An 18,248-nucleotide genomic window follows, 5' to 3' on the forward strand; every position below is an offset into this window, starting at 1 on the left:
TAACAGCATACAGTGAATCAAGCTGCCCGCCGCATGTTTAGCGGCTGGCAGCTTCTTATTTTCACTCGGAGAGGAGAACGGAAGCGAAATGCAACGACATCGCACGAGGGCCGCAATACTGTCGACGATTTTTATGGGATTGGGACAAATATATAACCGCCAATTCGTTAAAGGAATATTATATTTAGCCGTAGAAGCTGTAGCCGTTTTTTATTTTATTGAGAACCTTGCCAACTCTTTATGGGGCATCGTAACACTAGGAGAGAATCCGAGTCGTCTGGTTAAAGTGAAGGGGATCGCCAAGATGGTTACCGGTGATCACTCGATTTATATCATGATCCAAAGCTTGATCACCATCCTTATTCTTATTCTATTGATTATCGCGTGGTATTTGAATATCAGAGATGCTTACAAGATTGGAGAAAAACGTGATAACGGTCTTCAGGCAAACACTTTTAAACAAAGTGTTCGTTATATCCTGGATTACAAGTTTGCTCAAGCGTTTCTAGTCTTGCCGGGCATTGGTGTTCTATTCTTTACGATTATGCCAATTATCTTCATGATCCTGTTGGCCTTTACGAACTATTCCGCACCTGATCATCTTCCACCCGCCAAATTGGTGGACTGGGTTGGATTTCAGACCTTTCGTAATTTATTGGTCCTTAAGACATGGAGCCACACTTTTTATGGTGTATTAACATGGACAATTATATGGGCAGTTCTTTCAACCATTACTACATACTTCGGAGGACTGTTGGTCGCTTTGCTGGTGAGTCAGAAGGGCATTCGCTTCAAAGGAATGTGGAGAGTAATTCTGATTGTGCCTTACGCGGTGCCACAGTTAATCTCGCTTCTGCTCATGCGCAACTTATTTAACGGTCAATTCGGGCCTATCAATCAATACATGGGGTATTTTGGATTGGATGGTTTACCGTGGCTGACTGACCCATTCTGGGCTAAGGTTACCGTAATTATCGTTAATATGTGGGTAGGTATTCCTGTTTCTATGCTGCTTATCATGGGCGTTCTGACTACTATCCCACGGGATATGTATGAAGCTGCTGAGGTGGATGGAGCATCGGGTTATCAGAAGTTCCGTATCGTAACGTTGCCGATGGTTTTGTTCTCTACAGCACCAACCTTGATTACGCAGTTTGCAGGTAACATCAACAACTTTAACGCGATCTTCCTATTAACTGGTGGTAGTCCGGTAAATGGTGACTATCAATATGCCGGTTCTACGGACTTGCTAGTAACCTGGTTATACAAATTAACGCTAGATCAGAATAAAAACAACATGGCTTCGGCAATAGGGATTATTATCTTTATCATTGTCGCTTCATTCTCCCTGTACAATTACCGCCGGACGAAGTCATTTAAAGAGGAGGATATGATCCAATGAGCAGAAAAGTCGCGAACTTTATTCGCTTAGCAGGTAGTTATATTATCTTGATTGCTTTGTCGATAGCTGCACTGTATCCTGCCCTTTGGATTCTTTTAGCTTCTTTCCGACCTGGTAAATCATTGTACAGCAAAACGTTTATTCCCGAGCAATTCACTTTATCACATTACAGAGAATTGTTCACATCACCCAGCTATATGTTTGGGACTTGGTATGCCAATACCTTGAAAATAGCTGTGTTCTCGATGCTTATCGGGGTAGTTCTTACTTTGTTAACCAGTTATGCCGTATCCAGATTCAGGTTTAAAGCGCGTAAAACAGCGTTATCCACCGTATTGATTCTTGGTATGTTCCCTGGTTTTATGAGTATGATCGCTATTTATATGCTGCTTAAAGAGTTTAATTTGCTGGATACACATATTGCGTTAATTATTGTTTATGCGGCCGGGGCGCCGCTGGGAGGGACCTTTATCGCCAAAGGTTTCCTCGATACGATTCCTCGTTCCTTGGATGAGGCCGCTCGTATTGACGGGGCGAGCAATTTCGGAATATTTATGCGAATCATCTTACCTTTGTCACGTCCTATGATCACATATATGGCGCTGACTCAGTTTGTTGGACCATGGGTGGACTTCATTTTTGCGAGACTCATTCTGCGGACTAAGGAGAACTGGACAGTTGCAGTGGGGATGTGGGATATGGTTAACACCAATCAAAACACTAACTTTACCTTGTTCTCTGCGGGTGCGGTTTTGATCTCCATTCCAATTATGATTTTGTTTGTATTCTTGCAACGTCTGCTAGTAGATGGCTTGACAGCAGGAGCTAGTAAGGGGTAAACCCATTCGCTCGCTTCATGCTAATAAATGATCAGGGTACAGCCTTTATACAGAAATGGAGGGCTGTACCCTTATTTCGTCATGGGGAGTGAACTTAATGAAAAAGTCCTGGACTCTATATTTTAAATCTGTTGGAGTTAAACTGTTCGTTATTTTATTTAGTTCTATAGTTCTCTTATCCTCCGTGCTAGGATTGACTTCCTATTTTGCCGCTAAAAATATCATTACGAATGAGGTTGCTGCAGCCTCCACACAATCTGTAGTTCAGGCAGCGGACAAGCTGGATTTTGTGCTGGCAGAGTATGAGGCACTATCAAGGCAGTTTGCACTCGACTCTGTGTTAAAGGGTGATTTAGAAAAAATAAATAGTGGCGAGCTTACAACTGTGGCCAAAGCCGGTGCTGAAGATCGGATTCGCAGAAAGCTGGACTTGGTAAAAGGGTCTGATGAGCGGATGTATGGCGTCAGGCTGGTATCCAAGAGCTTGGTAGACTCAGAATCTTATAAGTCTGCTGGCATAAGTGGGATTCGTAGTGATGAAGGCATTTCCGCAAGATTAGAGCAAATTGCCGCAGCTAAAGGAGAGCCAGTCTGGTTTCCCGTTCGTGAGAAAGGCTTTTTTGATGCTTATACTGAGCCCTCCTTAACTATGGGGAGATTGCTACGTAATCTTTTACATCCCGAAGCGGAGTATTACATGCTAATCGAAGTGAAAGGGAAGGCCATGACTGAAATGCTGTCTAACCTTCAGATTGGGATGACCGGTGAAATTCGTATCTTGAGTGCGGATGGCAGCATTGTGTATGGTGCGGATCATGCCAAGCTGGGTCAACCCTCTTACATAAAAGTTTCAGAAGAACAAGGGAAAGAGCAAAATCATTCATTTACAGCGGAGGATGAGAACAGAAGTTCTCAGCTTGTTGTATACCAGCCCCTGGCGACTGCCAAGTGGATGCTTATGGGGTATGCTCCTGTCAGTGATTTTACTAAGTCTGCGGACAAGCTTTTATATATCACATTTTCTGTGGTGCTGGCGGCAGCCTTAATAGCACTACTAATTGGTTATATTCTTGTTCGATTGGTAGGGCGCCCGCTGGGTAAGCTGGCAATCTTGATGGAGGAAGGAGAGCGTGGGAACCTACAGGTACGAACCAATTTCAAGGGCAAAGATGAGATTGGCCGCTTGGGTCAAAGCTTCAACAAAATGATGGAGCAGATCTCCTTACTTGCAAGGCAGAGCGGGAATTCGGCAGATGAGGTCCTCCTTACTTCGGAACAATTAGTACAAGCATCAAGTACAATCTCCCTCCATGCCAGAGAGGTTGCGACCGCTACCGGTGAGATTGCAGCGGGGTCAGCCAGCCTCGCTGTTGAAGCCGAACGCAGTTATCACAATGTTGAGATTATCGGCAACAAAATGAGTGAAGTGACGGAAATAAATACAGTGATGGACCATTCAGCAGAACGGGTCATTGAGGTTAGCAATCAAGGTACAGAGCTGATGAAACTGCTGGTAGAGCAGAGTGAGTCTACGGTAGAGATGATCAATCGAATTCAAGATAATTCTACTAAGCTCAGAGAAAGCACTCATTTAATTCGCAGTATACTCAGCCCTATGATTGCTGTGAATAAGCAGACCAATATTTTGGCACTAAATGCTACCATAGAAGCAGTTAGAGCAGGTGCGGCAGGTAGAGGGTTCATAGTGATTGCTGATGAAATCAGGCAGCTCGCTAACCAGTCGAATGAATCGATTCAATCGGTCTCCAAGATCACGGAAGAGATTGGTCTACATATCGAGAACACCGTTAAGGATATCAATGAAGCCGCTCCTAAGTTCCGTGAACAAATCTCTTCTGTAAGAGAGTCGTCAACGATATTCGCGAGTGTCAAAGAGGAAATGGAACATTTCATGAGACATATTAGTGAATCTTCTGCTTCTGTCCTCGAACTGATTGAGTTCCAGCGTCAACTCGGTGAATCCATGGCCAGCGTAAGCTCCATCGTCCAGCAAACCACTGCTTCGACGGAGGAGGTAGCTTCTATGTCATCTCAGCAATTCACGGTTAGTGAGGAATTGGTTGCCCTATCGGAAAAGCTGGAGGGCTTGGCCGCCGATCTTAAGCACTCTTTGGTTTCTTTTCAAGTATGACAATATTATTCTAATAGAGACGGGCAATTTTCCAATATAATGGAGAGTTGCTCGTTTTTGTTGATTGATTGCTATCGGACGTTATCTTGTCTTCGAAGTGGCTAAAGAGATACACTTGTATTAAGTAATAAATGAAGAAAGTAGTGATCCATTGACGAACTTAAATCTGAGCCCCAGCGGGAGTCTTTTTCAGCAGGTTTTAATCGAGGGAGATTATAGTCCTCATTTTTTTGCTTACTATTATAAACAGTGGAATAACTACAATATGTCTTACCATCAGCATAATTCAACGGAAATCATGTATTTGATCTCAGGAAGTTGTATCGTAGATGTCCGTCCAAGCTCAGGAGGAGAAGAGAGAGTTCGGCTGAAGCGGGGAGAATTGATCATTTTAGACGCGAATGTTCCGCATAGGCTGATTGTTGAAGAGGGGGCACCTTGTCGGATGCTAAATGTGGAATTTGGGTTCATGGAATATAGAGGGGTTGCACCCTCTGTCGGCAAGCTAGCCCGTGAAGAAACGGCGCTCGCAGAAATGCTGCAGCTTCCTTTTTCCAGTTTAGTAATGCCTGATCCGGAGGAAATCTATCATGTTCTAAAGGGACTTGTGTTAGAGCTTGATCAGAGCGGCGGAAAGGGTGGAAGTATGGTTGATTTATTATTTTGTGAGCTTCTGTTGCGGTTATCCAGACTTCGGCAAGAGCAGCTTCATACCAGCCAACAGCCCTCGCAGCTTTATGTGCGCCGGAGCATTGAATTCCTGCATCAGAACTATGACCAGAACATTCAGGTTAAGGACATCGCTGCCGCAGTTAATCTGCATCCCGGATATTTGCATCGAATTTTTAAGAGCCATACGGGTCGGACGCTCAGCGATTACTTGAATATGCTGCGAATGGAGAAAGCGAAGATGCTGCTTGGGCAGAGCGACATCCCGATTGCTGAAATTGCAGATTACGTAGGAATTAGCAGCAGGCAATATTTTCACCTTCTTTTTAAAAAATTCGCCGATTGCACGCCTGTAGAATTCCGCAATTCCATTGAGCGTCACGCCTGGAGTTATGAAGAGCATGATTTTCAGTAGATAGGTTAGGATTTTTGACACCTTCTTTCAAAAGAGGTCATGATATTGGTTACGTTTTCCTTAGGTCCCTTGCTACAATGGACAGGAACAACCAATTCATTACCGGAGGATGATAACCATGTCATTTAAAGTGTCTTTTATAGGGGCAGGCAGCATTGGATTTACCCGTGGATTGTTGCGGGACTTACTAACTGTACCGGAATTTAAAAATATCGAAGTCTCATTTATGGATATTAACAGCCACAATCTGGAGATGGTCACGGAGCTATGCCAGCGTGATATTAAGGAGAATGGTTTAAATATACAAATTCAGGCGACAACGGATCGCAGAGAAGCACTGAAGGATGCCAAGTACGTATTTTGTACTATTCGGATGGGTGGGCTTGAAGCCTTTGCTACGGATGTGGACATTCCCTTAAAATACGGAGTCGATCAGTGTGTGGGAGATACTCTGTGTGCGGGTGGCATCATGTACGGGCAACGCGGAATTGCGGAGATGCTGAATATTTGCCGTGATATTAGGGAGATGGCAGCACCGGATGTGCTTTTGCTTAACTATTCGAATCCGATGGCTATGCTGACCTGGGCCTGCAATAAATATGGTGGTGTTCGGACCATCGGTCTATGTCATGGTGTACAGCATGGGCACCAACAAATTGCGGATGTGTATGGTCTTAAGAAATCCGAAGTTGATATTATCTGTGCGGGCATCAATCACCAGACCTGGTATATTTCAGCAAGTCATGAGGGGAAGGATCTGACCGAAGGTCTTTTAGAGGCTTTTGAGAAACATCCGGAATTCAGCCGTACGGAAAAAGTGCGCATCGATATGCTTCGTCGCTTTGGCTACTATAGTACAGAATCCAATGGACACTTAAGTGAGTACGTGCCATGGTACCGTAAACGCAGTGATGAAATTATGGATTGGATCGATCTGGGGAGCTGGATTAACGGAGAAACAGGCGGTTATCTGCGTGTCTGCACGGAAGGCCGGAATTGGTTCGAGACCGATTTTCCAAACTGGATGAAAGACCCGGCATTGGAGTATACGAAGGAGAATCGCGGGGAAGAGCACGGCTCTTATATTATAGAAGGATTGGAAACGGGACGAGTGTACCGGGGGCACTTTAATACAGTGAACAATGGTGTAATCTCTAATCTGCCAGATGATGCCATCATCGAAGCACCGGGATATGTAGACCGGAACGGGATCTCCATGCCATTGGTAGGTGAATTGCCGCTGGGTCCTGCCGCCGTATGTAACGTGAGCATTTCAGTGCAACGTCTGGCGGTTGAAGCAGCTGTACACGGCGATGATAAGCTGTTACGTCAGGCATTTATGATGGACCCACTCGTTGGTGCCGTATGTAACCCAAAAGAAATCTGGCAGATGGTCGATGAGATGCTCGTCGCAGGGGAACAGTGGCTGCCTCAATACAGCGAAGCTATTGCTAAGGCCAAGGAACGTTTGGCTTCAGGAGAGCTTATCCCAACGAACGCTAACAACGAGGGCGCTGCTCGCCTGAAGGTGAAGACGGTGGATGAGATGATGCAGGACCGGGGAGCAGCGAACAAAAATGCTGGTGAGTCTGATAAAGGCAAGGATAGAGAGAAGGTTCAATAAGGTGTAGCATTGAAAGCTTTTTAACTATAAATAACCTCCACATTCCAGAGTTTGGGATTGGAGGTTTTTTTAGGATGGAAGTCTAAGAGGGGAAAAACAAAACAGCAGTCATAGCTTACGAAAACAAGCTGACATGGGTGGGGAGTACAAGTTTATCGGTACCGATCCAAATTGTGAAATTAGGTTTATAGTAGGAGTTATTATGTAACTGAAAAAAGAAAGTTAGTTTAATTTCACTGGCTTATTTTTTTATCTATACCGTAGCGCCGAGGGCTACAGTAATCCCACACAGTTGCCCTACATACTATACTGACGCATTCCCTGATCTTGCGGACTCAGATGAGCAATTTGCCCATCCCTGATACTTGCGGACCCAGATGACGCTATTCGCCCATCCCCCGATACTTGCGGACCCAGATGACGCTATTTGCCCATCCCCCGATACTTGCGGACCCAGATGACGCTATTTAGCAATTTATCACCTTTGGAGCGTATTATCGGACTCCAGTGCAGCTATTGCTCAGAATGAGGCTCGTTTTTGGTGTTTTTCATGCTAATAGCAGCTATGGGGTCCGATAGCAATCCAAATGTGCGCTAAAGCTACTTATAAGGTCATCTGTGTCCGAAAGCGCCGATCCCCCAGTAATCCCTCAGTTGCCCTAATTGGATTTCCAGCGCATTCCCTGATCTTACGGATCCAGATGACGTTATTCGTCCATTCCCTGATCTTACGGATCCAGATGACGCTATTCGTCCATTCCACGATACTTATGGACCCAGATGACGCTATTCGTCCATCCACGATACTTATGGAACCGGATGACGCTATTCGCCCATTCCACGATACTTATGGAACCGGATGACGCTATTCGCCCATCCCCCGATACTTTCGGACCCAGATGACCCTATTTGCAAATTTATCGCCTTTGGAGCATATTATCGGACTCCAGTGCAGCTATTGCTCAGAATGAGGCTCGTTTTTGGTGTTTTTCATGCCTATAGCGGCTATGGGTTCCGATAGCAAGCCGAATATGCGCTATAGCTACGTATAAGGTCATCTGTGTCCGAAAGCGCCGATCCCCCAGAATCCCCCAGTTGCCCTACATACTATTCTGGCGCATCCCCGATACTTACGGACCCAGAGGGCGCTATTCGTCCATCCCCCGATACTTGCGGACCCAGATGACGCACTTTGTCCCTCCCCTGATACTTGCGAACTTAGATGACGCAATTTACGAAGTTTGTTGTTTTGTTCAAGAAGGAGCAACGCCAAAAACGCGGATGTCCCATCAGCCATTTTTGGCTTTTGGGATACCCGCGTTTTGGAGTGGGGGATTAAGAATTAACCGTACCCTTTGGACTAAAGAAGGTCTTCAGCGCCTGATACACTTCTTTTTTGTCTTTAATGACGTAATGCATGAATTGTTCGTGTTTCAGGTGGCGATAAGCTGACATCAAGGTACTGCTACGATTGTATTGGTTCACCTCACCGTAACCGAACATATTGCTTCGTTTCAGCAGTTCTCCGATCAGCTTCACGCAACGTTCGTTGTCGGAGGTGAGATTATCACCATCGGAGAAGTGAAATGGATAAATATTGTACTGCGCAGGCGGGTAGCGGCTATCGATAATTTCAATCGCCCGCTGATATGCCGAGGAACAAATCGTTCCCCCGCTTTCGCCACGGGTGAAGAAATCATGCTCACTGACTTCCTTAGCCTCCGTATGGTGGGCGAGAAAAACAATCTCTACCTTCTCATACTGGCGGCGCAGAAAACGGGTCATCCAGAAGAAGAAGCTGCGGGCGCAGTATTTTTCAAACGAACCCATCGAACCTGACGTATCCATCATCGCAATAATGACCGCATTGGAATGAGGTGTTCTAATATCATCCCATGTTTTGTAGCGCAGATCATCTGGGCTGATACTGTGAATGCCGGGATTTCCGCTGCTTGCATTGCGTCGGAGATTCTCCAGCAGCGTACGTTTTTTATCGATGTTGGACATCATCCCTTTTTTACGAATATCGTTAAAAATTATGGATTTGACCTCGATCTCTTCCTTATTCTTAGGCTTCAGATGAGGCAATTCCATATCCTGAAACAGAATGTCCTCCAGATCTTCCAGATTGACCTCTGCTTCCACGGTATCTTGGCCCGGCTGATCACCTGCTTTTTCTCCCTTACCGGGCTGTGCCGATTGTGAATCGCGCCCAAGCACATCGCCGACCTGACTTTCCCCGTCCCCCTGTCCTACATGCTTCTGTTTACGGAAGTTATAAATAATCCGGTATTCATCCAGACTGCGAATCGGAACCTTCACAATCTGCTTACCGCCTGACAAAATAATATTTTCTTCGGTAACGAGGTCAGGCAAATTATCCTTGATGGCTTCTCTGACCTTTTGCTGATGGCGTTCCTGATCCTGATGACCTTTACGATGAAGGGACCAGTCTTCTTTTGAGACTACGAAGGAAAAGGGACCGGATGATTGCGACAGGATGACCACCTCCCATGGAATATGAAATGTTGATTGAGGGAATTTTTTGCAAAGTATATATTTGGGTCCCCCGCAAAGTACCTGAGTACGCATAGAAAGCAAAGCCTCAATTTGTGGGGATGTTTTGGGGTTGTAACTAAAGTATATTCATGGGGATGAGGGATATGTGATTTCTTATTCACTGATCTCATCTAGGGTCAGCACATAGCTGTTAGATTGGCTTTCGCCAGAGTAGTTACGTCCATCCATATTGAAAGAGTATTGAGCATTTACGGAGCCCATAAGGAAACGACCCATTACCTGTTCACTCACCTGGACAAAATAATGAATGTTAACCATAGATGCAGCATTAACTACCCCCAGCGGCAAGGTGCCGGCAAATGAAGATTGTGGATTCGGAACTCCATCAATCACAATGCTGTTGGGATCAAGAAAACATTTTTCCGGGGTTAGCCGATTCAGAGATATTTCCGCAGGCCAATTTCCGCTATTGGTTAGTGAGATCCAGCATTGGACTCGCTCTCCTGCTTCTACGATAGTTGGTTTTGCATGGACTACGAGTGAAATGACAGGTGTGACTACTAGGGTGGTAACTGTATTGGAACGAGAGGTTTGCCGTACGGTCCGTCCGTCTGGAAGCACAAAGGTATACTGAACACTACCATGGTTTTGTACGGCTGCGATTTCATGAATGTTAATGGCTGCAGGTATACTCACTTGAAAAATTACAACTGCTGTAGTTCCGCCTCTTAAAGTACCTAACTGGATGCCTTCCGCTGGTCGTGCACCTTTTTGCAACACTCCATTTAAGAGAACACTATCCCATACGAAAAGAGTACCTGAAGGTATAGCATCTGTTAGGACTGCATTTACAGCCAGATTCCCGTTGTTCGTTACCGTAAGCTCATATCTCAAATTATCGCCCGGAGCTGCTGTAACATGATCCACTTTTTTACTAATGGTGACCCCCGCTTGGACAAGTGAGACAACCGCAGTGTTACTTTCGGTCGTAATTGTATGCTCATCGACTGAATAGGTGACAACCGCGCTGTTGGTTAAGGCCAACGAGGGAGAAAACTCTGTTACTCGGACACGAAAAGTAATATCAACGCTTAGGTCTGTGTCCAGGGAACCGAGTAATATCCCCTGTGCCGGGTCTGATTCTGGGTAATAAATCCCACCTGCGATGACACTCCCCGGTATAAACACCGCCCCGTCCGGAATAGAAATTATTGCACTGATTTGAGTTAAGAGGCTGTTTCCTTCATTTGTAAGCCGCAAGGTGTAAGTGACTACATCCCCTATAAAAGAAGTCGGAGTACTTGCAGACAAGGAGGTCGAGAGCTGGTAGGAGCGTAAAGAAACCTGTACGGAATTTGAAAATAGATCACCTTTAACGATTCTTCCCTCCGGTGTGGAAAAAGAAAAACGGCCTAGCGCTTTATTTTGCAGCACTAGGGAAGACGGCAGGGAAATGATGACGACTTGAAAGGCGATGCTCACTTGATTCTGCGGTGCAATAGAACCAAGGGGGATGCCTGAAGACGGTGTAGCCCCCGGAAGAGGCACACCGTCTCTGAGCACACTGTTGGAAATAAAGGATACACCTTCTGGAAGAATGTCAAACACCGTCAAAAAAGCATCTGTATTTCCATTATTACTGGCTGTAATGGTATACACCAAAGTGTCGCCTAAAGAGGCGTGGAGTTTATCTGTACTCTTCAGCAATGAAAGCACGGGGCCCACGACCGGGGTGTTAACGGTATTGGAATAGACAATTCCGTCAATACCCGCTGCCGAGTTGAAGAGTACCATGGACTGATTGGTTACGACAGGTTGGGTACGTGAGCCGGGAATCATAACGCTACTACCTGAACCTGGAAGGTAATGGTTGAAGAAGCACCTGCAGCAATTGTACCAATTGCGATTCCCGAAGCCGGACTGCCACTAGGACGTGGGGCTCCATCTACGGTAATGCTTCCCGTTACGAACTGGCTGCCAGCTGGAATAGGGTCAACCATGATGACATTATTAACTGGTGAAATCCCTAAATTGGTGACAACAATCGTATAGGTGATGATATCGCCAACAACCGCATCAATAGAAGTAGTGCTCTTAACCACACTTACGTCAGGTGAAGATACAGGGATAATTAGGACATTTGAGACAGAGGATCCCGTGAGTGAACGTCCATCTGGTGGTGTGAATGTGAAATTTGCTGTAGCTTGATTGACCAATTGCTGCGGTGAAGGCAGGGACGCAATAGTAACCTGTAAGGTAATCGTTACTGTTACTGTACTTCCCGGAGCTACCGACCCAATACTTAAGCCAGTAGCCGGATCTGATCCTGGTTGTGGTACCCCATTCACGAGCACGCTGTTTGGAACAAAGACAGCTCCGTTCGGAATGGTATCGGTGATAACTACATTTGCTATGAGGTTACCAGTATTCGTCACATTTAAGGAGTAAGTAATCGTATCTCCGACAGTTGCGGCGGTTCTGTCCGCCCCTTTGACAACTACAATGATAGGTTGATATACCGGAATAACAAGTGTATTTGAGAATGAAGATCCTGAGAATGCGCCGGAGGTGAAACTGACGGAAGCTTGATTACTAAGTGTTGCAGGATTAGGCAGCACATTGACAATCGTGTTGAACGAGACTTGGAAAGATGCTCCCGGTGCAAGTGTACCGAGCGAGACCCCGTTCGCTGGGTTCGCGCTAGGGCGTGGAGTGCCATCTACGGTCACACTGCCAGCGACAAAGCTAGAGCCTGCAGGTATTGGATCACTGAGGTTAACGTTACTGATATTTGCTATTCCGCTGTTGGTAACAGTGAGGTTATAAGTGATGGTATCCCCGACAACGGCATCGGTAGCTGTCGAAGATTTAGTGACGATAACGTTCGGTGAGGATACTGAGATTGTTGTTGTATTGGAATTGATCGAATTGTTAAATGTCCGTCCATCTGGAAGTGTGTATGCAAACGCGACGGAAGCTTGATTGAGCAGCTGTTGGCTTGCCGGCAATGTTGTGATAAGCACTGAGAACATTACAGACAGGCTTCCATTCGCGGAGATTACCCCCAGTGGGATCCCGGCAGCTGGGTCTGCTCCTGGAGCAGGAGCGCCTTGAATGAGTACACTATTTGGAATAAACGTTGTACCCGCTGGAATGGTGTCACTCAGGGTTGCTAAAGCTCCGTAGTTACCTGTGTTGGTCACATTTATAGTATAAGTAATCGTATCCCCAACGGTAGCATTGACTGAATTGGAGCTTTTTGCTGCTGCAAGGATAGGCAGATAGACAGGCGTCGTGACGATATTTGAGAAGGCTACATTTGAGACAACACCTGAGGTGAAGCTGACTGTTGACTGATTATTTAACAATCCAGTAGGCGGTAGTGAAACTACATTTACAGTAAAAGCAACAGTTACGGTTACACCAGGTGCTATGCTGCCTAGGGTCACTCCAGTAGCTGGGCTAACTCCTGTGCGAGGCACACCGTCCACAAGCACGCTGCCTGTCACAAAGGTGGTGCCGGCAGGAAGGGCGTCTGTGAAGACCACATTATTTACAGTGGCAATCCCGTTATTAGTTAAAGCTATGGAATAAGTAATAGTGTCACCGACTGTAGTTGATGTTGTGGTTGTAGTTTTAACTACAGCAATATTAGGTGAGGAGACCGGAATAGTGACGGTGTTAGAGAGTGCAGACCCATTAAGTGTACGTCCGTCGGGTAAGGTGAAGCTGTATGCTGCGGTTCCTTGATTGACCAGTTGCTGAGGACTAGGCAATGAAGTGATGTCAACCGTGAAAATGACTACGGTCGTTCCTCCAGGCTGTATTATTCCAGCTGCAATTCCGGTGGAAGGATCCGCTTGCGCTAAAGGGAGTCCATTAATGAGCACGCTATTCGGAACAAAAGCCGTACCTGCGGGAATATTATCCGTCAATGTTAAATTAGCAGCATAGTTTCCTGTGTTACTCACTGTCAGTGTGTAGCTAACGGCATCGCCAACCGTGGCATTGGCTGTACTAGCACTCTTGACTACGGCAATGTTCGGCTGGAACACAGGGACAGTAACGGTATTAGAAAAAGTGGAGCTTGAAATAACACCTGAAGTGAAGGTAACGGATGCCTGATTGATGAGTGAAGCTGTAGAAGGGACGGAGGTAACAGTAACACTGTAAGTAACCAGCGCTGATGCACCGGCTGCTAGAGTGCCGATAGATATCCCCGAAGCAGGATTCAAGTTCGGGAATGGAACTCCGTTGACAGACACGCTGCCTGTTACAAAAGTACTCCCTACCGGTGTAGGATCATTGAGTAAGACGCTAGTAACAGATTCTATACCATTATTAGTTATATTGACGTTGTAAGTGACCGTTTCACCAACAGCAACTGATGTTGAAGTAGTGCTCTTGGTAACGACAATGTTAGGAGCAGAGACTTGTAAAGTTACAGTGTTAGACACCGCAGTCCCAGATAACGGTCTACCGTCAGGCGGAGTAAAGGTAAAGCTTGCAGAAGCCTGATTACTAATCTGCTGAGGTGTTGGCAGGGAGATGATATCAACGGTGAAGCTGACTGCAATACTGGCACCAGGAGCGACATTTCCTACAGCTATCCCTGTATCAGGGGCTGATCCGGGTTGAGGCATACCACCTACAATGACACTATTAGGAACAAAAACTGTACCTGCTGGAATGTTATCAGTTAGCGTAAGATTTGCAGCCAGATTACCTGTGTTGCTAACAAGCACTGTGTAGATGACAGAATCACCGACAACTAAAGCATCGAAATCGCCGTCTCCATCAGCGGCACTTTTTACTAAGGAGATTTGGGGCTGAATAACTGGTGTAGTTGTGATATTAGATGAAGAAGAACCGGAGAATACACCGGATGTAAAACTGACAGACGACTGATTGTTAATCTGTGATGGTATCGGCATCGTTATCCTCACCTCGAATGTTACGGTAGCTGTGGCGCCAGGGCTCAAACTACCGATTGGAATGCCGGCGGACGGAACTGCTAGCGGCAGAGTAGTGCCACTTACAATTACGGTTCCGGGAATAAAAGCGACATTCTCAGGCAGAGGATCGCTGAGAATGATATTGCTTACTGTTGCAATACTGTTGTTGGTCAATACAGAGGTAAAGATAAGGATATCACCAGTAACAGCAGTAGCAGCGTTTACGCTTTTTACAACACTGACGTTAGGGGCGGACACTGGGACAGAGAGCGTATTGGACACTACATTTCCACCGAGCTGACGCCCGTCTGGAAGGGTGAAATTATATGTCGCTGAAGCAGAGTTCAGCAATACTTGTGATGGAGGCAGGGCTGTGATTGTGACCAGAAAACTTACGGTGACACTATCACCAGGAGCGAGCGGTCCAACTGGAATGCCAGTTGCCGGATTATATCCGGGCAAAGGTGTTCCTACAATAATGACACTATTCGTGTCAAACACGGCTTGGGGTGGCAGGATATCAGTTACTAATAGAGTAGCTGCAATATTCCCGGTGTTGCTGATCAGGATGGAGTATGAGAGAGATCCCCCTACAGATGCCTGTGCTGCATTGGCGCTTTTGACCATACTAAGGATGGGCTGAAATACAGGTGTTACTATCGTGTTTGAGAGCGAAGAACCGGTGAACGCCCCAGAGGTGAAGGAGGCGCTGGCTCTGTTTGTAAACTGTGCTGGACTTGGCAAGGAAGCAACATTCACTCTAAAAGACACCGTGACAGAGCTGCCCGCGGCGATACTTCCGATTGCTATACCTGTACTTGGGTTAGCCGCTGCAACCGTCGAACCGTTGACAGTCACACTGCCTGCTACAAAAGCTCCCCCCGTAGGAATAGGGTCAGAGACAACAACGTTAGTAACAGTGACGCTGCTTGGGTTGGACACTATGACTGAATAAGTAAGATTTTCTCCAACCGCTACATTAGTTAGATTTGCAGTTTTGGTTAGTGTAATGTTTGGAGCGGAGACCGGAATGGTTAGGGTATTGGATAGACTGGTCCCGGAGAATGATCTTCCACTTGGCAGTTGGTAGGTGTAATTGCTACTGCCTTGATTATTCAGAACAGGTGGAGCAGGTAGAGATTGTACAGAGACAAGAAAGGTCACAGGAACAGCTGCCCCAGAAGCTAAAGTGCCTAAGTTAATTCCTGTAAGTGGAGAGTCAGCAGGTCTAGCAACACCGTTAACAGTTACACTTCCCGAGACAAAGGCGCTTCCTGAAGGAATATTGTCGCTCAGGGTTACAGCCGCCCCGATATTCCCTGAATTCTGAACATTTAACGTATAAAGAATATTGCCACCTACAGTTGCACTGGAAACGTTCGAGCTTTTTGCAATTTGGATTACAGGCTGATACACGGGAGTTGTAGTCGTGTTTGAGACTGAAATGCCAGTAAAAGCACCCGAGCTAAAAGAGGCACTAGATTTATTCAATAGCTGAGCGGGACTTGGTAATGAGATAACGTTGACTTGAAAAGTGACGGCAACGGAGCCTCCGGGAGCGATGGTACCGACAGCAATCCCTGTTCCAGGATTAGCTGAGGGTTGTGATACACCGGCGACGGTGACACTTCCGGGAACCAGCGATGTACCCGCAGGTATGGTATCTGAGAGTGAAACGTTGGTAACTGCTGCAATTCCGTTGTTACTGATTACTGAGGTGTAGAGCAGTATATCTCCGACAGTTACGTCGGTGAATCCAGCGCTTTTGACTACGGTAACATTGGGTGTTGTAACGGGAATAGACAAAGTGTTGGACGAGGCAGAACCAGCTACCGTTCGCCCATCTGGAACTTGAAACGTATAAGCGGCGCTTGCTTGGTCAACCAACTGCGGCGGTGAGGGAAGACTATTCACGATGACCCGAAATTGAACAGTAGAACTGCCACCGGCGGCAACCGTACCGATAGCAATCCCCGTGGCAGGGTTACCAGCGATAGGATTTCCATTGACGGTGAAGCTGCCTGCGACGTAAGAGCTGCCTGAAGGAATGTTATCCGTAAGTGTTGTTACCGCGCCGATATTTCCTGTGTTCGTGATTTGAAGGGTATAGGTGATCTGATCTCCAACCGTAGCATTGGTGGTATTGGCTGATTTCACAATGTTAAGGACGGGTGAATATACAGGTAAGGTTACTGTATTAGATGGAATGACCCCCGTCATGATAGGGCCTCCGGCTACACTTTGAAACGTAAAGGCAGCGTTGGCAGTATTTGCGATATTTTGTGGACTTGGCGGCAATGAAGTGACTTTGGCTTGATATGTAACCGTTATTGAACTGCTTAAAGCTAATGAGCCTAATGGGATTCCTGCTGTAATATCAAAAGTAGGCCTTACGACGCCAGCAACGACTACGCTTCCAGTTACAAAAGTGGATCCTGCCGGCAGCGCATCTGATAAAACGACACTTGCTGCTCCCGCTGTTCCTGTATTACTGACAGTCACCGTATAAGTTACCGTATCACCGACTATGGGGCCGGCTACATTAGCGCTTTTAGTGAGGTTTATTTTAGGAGCATTGATATCAACCTGTATGGCATTACCGTTGAGTACATAAGCATCGCCTGAGGTGGTTAATTGTAATACGGCTGAAGATTGATTGTTTATCAGCCGTGCGGAGACGTCAACATTGGTAATATCCCAGCCTTGACGGCCGCCGATAATGTTGGTCCCTGGGTTTCCGTTTATTTGATTGCGGTTTCCAAAGGTACCTGTTGTGTTTAGATTACCTGCATCATTGTTAATCTGTGACGCAAAAAAGTTGTTGGCAAAGTTATTAGGTCCCGATAAAGCAACAAGTGTAGCCGAGGTTGGACCAAACAACGCTTGATCCCCCGAACGGTTGGCATCCCCCTCCTGTGCGCTGAATAACGCTCTGCCGCCAAGCGCACCTGTAATTGGTGTTGCGAAGCCTGTGATCGTAGTTGAAACTGGGGCTGAGGTTGCCTGTACAAGTATTGCACCTGCCCGTAGGGACATATTGCGAAAAGGTAAGGCTGTATTTTGGTAGATTACGCCTAATGTCCAGCCAGCATGGTTGGCCGTGGAATCACTAGGGATAACAATCGTACCCACTACACCGCCAGTGGTGTAGGTGCCGGCGCCGCCTTGTTGGATAATGCTGGTCACGTTGGCGGAACGAACATATGCTGATGCACCACCTCCCAAATCGACTACGTTGCTCGTTGCTGAATCGGGAGTAACGCTGAATGTAGTGCCAGCAGGATTTATTAGGGAGACAGGATTGTTAATGGCCGAACTGAGGTTAACGGTTCCGTTAATATAGGTACCGCCCCATATTAGTTCTGCATACAGCACTGTGCTGCCAGATGGTAGGACCAGTATGGCTGCTGAACTGTTGCTTGTATAAAGACTAGTAGTTCCGCTAGGATAGGAACCAAATGTCGATGAAGTATTAACAGTAGTAAAGCCACCGATGCTGTCTAGTGTCCCTGGCACTCCGATCGTATCGGAGCGGCTAAGTCCAAGCGTGTTGCCGGTAAATGTGATAGCACCGGTCGCATTGATCGTTGCCCGTACGACTAGTGGAATGATTCTCACCTCCTTCGAGGTTGATTTTGGCCAAAAGTGAACCGTCCTATAGTTAGGACGGCA

General features: G+C 46.4%; 8 protein-coding genes. 5 read left to right on the top strand and 3 right to left on the bottom strand.

Going from position 1 to position 18,248, the window contains the following annotated elements; translation table 11 throughout:
- Positions 1 to 88 precede the first annotated feature (88 nt).
- From NST40_RS08530 to NST40_RS08550, 5 genes are all read left to right on the top strand, one after another.
- Positions 89 to 1,402 (top strand): sugar ABC transporter permease, encoded by a 1,314-nt coding sequence (locus NST40_RS08530; RefSeq protein WP_036684375.1) that lies wholly within the window; start codon positions 89 to 91, stop codon positions 1,400 to 1,402.
- Complete coding sequence (locus tag NST40_RS08535; RefSeq protein ID WP_076126471.1) at positions 1,399 to 2,241, top strand: sugar ABC transporter permease; 843 nt, start codon at positions 1,399 to 1,401, stop codon at positions 2,239 to 2,241. Before NST40_RS08530 ends, NST40_RS08535 begins: the two co-directional genes overlap by 4 nt.
- Positions 2,242 to 2,338: 97 nt before the next feature.
- Entirely contained in the window at positions 2,339 to 4,393 is a 2,055-nt protein-coding gene (locus NST40_RS08540; RefSeq protein WP_341001615.1) for a methyl-accepting chemotaxis protein, read from the top strand.
- Between the two features lie 166 nt (positions 4,394 to 4,559).
- Entirely contained in the window at positions 4,560 to 5,477 is a 918-nt protein-coding gene (locus NST40_RS08545; protein WP_076277548.1) for an AraC family transcriptional regulator, read from the top strand.
- A 118-nt stretch (positions 5,478 to 5,595) separates the two neighbouring features.
- Positions 5,596 to 7,101 (top strand): alpha-glucosidase/alpha-galactosidase, encoded by a 1,506-nt coding sequence (locus tag NST40_RS08550; RefSeq protein WP_076277539.1) that lies wholly within the window; start codon positions 5,596 to 5,598, stop codon positions 7,099 to 7,101.
- A 1,335-nt stretch (positions 7,102 to 8,436) separates the two neighbouring features.
- On the opposite strand, the gene yhbH is transcribed toward NST40_RS08550, so the two are convergent.
- From yhbH to NST40_RS08565, 3 genes are all read right to left on the bottom strand, one after another.
- Positions 8,437 to 9,600: a sporulation protein YhbH gene (yhbH, locus tag NST40_RS08555; protein WP_036684553.1), complete on the bottom strand. Its 1,164-nt coding sequence runs from the start codon at positions 9,598 to 9,600 to the stop codon at positions 8,437 to 8,439.
- A gap of 174 nt (positions 9,601 to 9,774) precedes the next feature.
- Complete coding sequence (locus NST40_RS08560) at positions 9,775 to 11,460, bottom strand: DUF11 domain-containing protein (protein ID WP_076277538.1); 1,686 nt, start codon at positions 11,458 to 11,460, stop codon at positions 9,775 to 9,777.
- Positions 11,457 to 18,194 (bottom strand): hypothetical protein, encoded by a 6,738-nt coding sequence (locus NST40_RS08565; protein ID WP_342410592.1) that lies wholly within the window; start codon positions 18,192 to 18,194, stop codon positions 11,457 to 11,459. The genes NST40_RS08560 and NST40_RS08565 overlap by 4 nt, the downstream gene beginning before the upstream one ends.
- Positions 18,195 to 18,248 lie beyond the last annotated feature (54 nt).

Source organism: Paenibacillus sp. FSL R10-2778, assembly GCF_038593035.1.
In the GTDB taxonomy this organism is placed as follows: Bacteria; Bacillota; Bacilli; order Paenibacillales; family Paenibacillaceae; genus Paenibacillus_AQ; species Paenibacillus_AQ odorifer.

What these genes read in the sequence shown, in the direction of transcription:
- NST40_RS08540 (WP_341001615.1), top strand. Translation starts at nt 2,339, where the DNA reads ATGAAAAAGTCCTGGACTCTATATTTTAAATCTGTTGGAGTTAAACTG.
- NST40_RS08535 (WP_076126471.1), top strand. Translation starts at nt 1,399, where the DNA reads ATGAGCAGAAAAGTCGCGAACTTTATTCGCTTAGCAGGTAGTTATATT.
- NST40_RS08530 (WP_036684375.1), top strand. Translation starts at nt 89, where the DNA reads ATGCAACGACATCGCACGAGGGCCGCAATACTGTCGACGATTTTTATG.
- NST40_RS08560 (WP_076277538.1), bottom strand. Translation starts at nt 11,460, where the DNA reads ATGATTCCCGGCTCACGTACCCAACCTGTCGTAACCAATCAGTCCATG.
- NST40_RS08550 (WP_076277539.1), top strand. Translation starts at nt 5,596, where the DNA reads ATGTCATTTAAAGTGTCTTTTATAGGGGCAGGCAGCATTGGATTTACC.